This is a genomic window from Streptomyces phyllanthi (genome assembly GCF_009377205.1).
GTDB lineage: Bacteria > Actinomycetota > Actinomycetes > Streptomycetales > Streptomycetaceae > Streptomyces > Streptomyces phyllanthi.
Genome location: NZ_VJZE01000750.1, coordinates 1 through 2701 on the forward strand (window position 1 = coordinate 1; position 2701 = coordinate 2701).

A 2701-nucleotide genomic window follows, 5' to 3' on the forward strand; every position below is an offset into this window, starting at 1 on the left:
CCCTCGCCCGTGACCTGCTGGTGGACCTCGGCCTCAAGGAGCTGCCGTGACGCTCCCCGACCCCGTCGAACCCACCCCTCTCCTCGTCCTGGACGTCGTGGGCCTCACCCCCCGGCTCCTCGACCACATGCCCCACCTCAAAGCGCTCGCCCGCGCCGGCTCCCACGCCCACCTGGGCACCGTCCTGCCCGCCGTCACCTGCGCCGCCCAGTCCACGTTCCTCACCGGCACGCTGCCCGCCGAGCACGGCATCGTCGGCAACGGCTGGTACTTCCGCGAACTCGGCGACGTCCTGCTGTGGCGCCAGCACAACGGTCTCGTCGCCGGCGACAAGCTGTGGGACGCCGCCCGCCGAGCCCACCCCGGCTACACCGTCGCCAACATCTGCTGGTGGTACGCCATGGGCGCCGACACCGACATCACCGTCACCCCCCGTCCGATCTACTACTCCGACGGCCGCAAGGAACCCGACTGCTACACCCGGCCCCCGGCCCTTCATGACGAACTCACCGGGAAACTCGGCACGTTCCCGCTCTTCCAGTTCTGGGGCCCCGGCGCCGGCCTCGCCTCCAGCCGCTGGATCATCGACGCGACCCGCTACGTCATCCGCACCCGGCACCCGGACCTGACCCTCTGCTACCTCCCTCATCTCGACTACGACCTGCAGCGCTTCGGCCCCGACGACCCGCGCTCCCTGAAGGCGGCCACGGACCTGGACACCGCCCTCGTCCCGCTCCTCGACGACGCCCGCACGGAGGGCCGTACCGTCGTCGCGCTCTCCGAATACGGCATCACCCGCGTGAACCGTCCCGTGGACATCAACCGCGCTCTGCGGCGCGCCGGACTCCTCGATGTGCACACGCAGGACGGCATGGAGTACCTCGACACGATGGCCTCCCGCGCCTTCGCGGTCGCCGACCACCAGATCGCCCACGTCTACGTACGCCGCCCCGAGGACCTGGAGGCGACCAGGGCAGCACTCGCCGACCTGCCCGGTATCGAGCAACTCCTCGACGACGAAGGCAAGAAGACCCACCACCTGGACCACCCGCGCTCCGGCGAACTCGTCGCCGTAGCGGAGCCGGACGCCTGGTTCACGTACTACTACTGGCTCGACGACGCCCGCGCGCCCGACTTCGCGCGACTCGTCGAGATCCACCGCAAACCCGGCTACGACCCGGTCGAACTGTTCATGGATCCGCTCGACCCGTACGTGAAACTCAAGGCGGCCACGGCACTCGCCCGCAAGAAACTCGGCATGCGCTACCGCATGGCGGTCGTGCCCCTGGACCCGTCACCTATTCGCGGCAGCCACGGCCGCCTTCCCACGAGCGACGACGACGGTCCGCTCATCATCTGCTCCACCCCCCGTGCTGTCGACGGCCGCGTCCCGGCCACCGATGTGAAACCCCTGCTGCTCCATCTCGCCGGTCTCGACTGATCGGCGCCGCCGGGCACGCCATGGCCCGCGGTCTCACCCGACCGGTCACTTTTCCGACTGGTCACAAGTGAAGCACTCACCACTGACAACGCCCTCCGACCTCGAGGAGTTCCAGGCATGAGCCGCTCGATCCGCCCCGGCCGTACAACGGCCACGAGCAAGAACCACGACCCCGAACTCGCCCACCGCCTCAGCAGAAGAGACATGCTCGGCGTGGCCGCGGGCGCCACCGCCGCCGCCCTGCTGGGCGCGGCCGCGACCCCCGCGACGGCCGCCACCTCCGCTACGGCCGGCACCTCCGCCAAGGCCGCCACCGCGGGCCGGGGCCGCCCCGTCCTGCCGCCCGGCCGGCTCGGCATCCAGCTGTACAGCCTGCGCGACAAGGTCTCCACCCTCGGCTTCGCACCCGTCTTCGCCGAACTGGAGAAGTACGGATACGACGAGGTCGAGTTCGCCGGCTACACCCAGGGCTCGGCGGGCCCCATCACGCTCGCCCAGCTCAAGCGCCTGGCCCGCGACCACGGGCTGAACCCCATCGGCAGCCACGTCGGCTACTACTCCAACGACCCGAACGCCTACACCTTCGCCCAGAACCTCACCAAGGTCCTCGACGACGCCCAGGCCCTCGGCCTCAAGCACATCGGCACCGCCGCCGGCCCCTTCCGCTACGGCTCGACCGTCGACGCGTGGAAGCGGGCCGCCGAGGAGTTCAACACCTACGGCGCGGCGGCGAAGGCGCGCGGCATGAAGTTCTACCAGCACAACCACTCCGAGGAGTTCTCCTTCGCCACCGACAAGCCCCACGTGCGCCTCTACGACGTGCTGCTCGCCGAGACCGACCCCGACCTCGTCTATCTGGAGATGGACATCTTCTGGGCATACGTGGCCCAGTTCCGCTTCTCCAAGCGGCCCGACGGCACCCCCGCGCCCTTCGAGCCGCTGGACTACGTCCTCAGGCGCCCGAACCGCTATCCGCTCTTCCATGTGAAGGACGGCGAGAGCGACCCGTCGAACCCCTACGGCTACCGCATGGTGGACGTCGGCGACGGCGACATCGACTACAAGCGGTTCATCTCCGCGGTCACCCGCCTCAAGGGGCACCGCCTCGCCCACCACTGGCAGGCCGAACACGACAACCCCACCGAGTCGTTCACCTTCGCCCGCCGCTCCAGCGAGCACCTGCACTCGCTGCGGGAGAAGTGCTGACGGCGGCACACGGCACGCATGAGGCGGCCGTCCAGTGGCCCCGGGTCACTGGAC

2 protein-coding genes are annotated in these 2701 nt (G+C 69.8%); both read left to right on the plus strand.

Annotation, left to right across the window (positions count from 1 at the left end):
• The first annotated feature begins 46 nt into the window (after positions 1-46).
• The gene (locus FNH04_RS44355; protein ID WP_322725646.1) at positions 47-1441 is read left to right on the plus strand and encodes a nucleotide pyrophosphatase/phosphodiesterase family protein; all 1395 of its coding nucleotides are present in this window, start codon (positions 47-49) and stop codon (positions 1439-1441) included.
• Positions 1442-1558: 117 nt separating this feature from the next.
• A complete protein-coding gene (locus tag FNH04_RS44360) occupies positions 1559-2647 on the plus strand; it encodes a sugar phosphate isomerase/epimerase family protein (protein ID WP_152791895.1) in 1089 nt (362 codons plus the stop codon).
• Positions 2648-2701 lie beyond the last annotated feature (54 nt).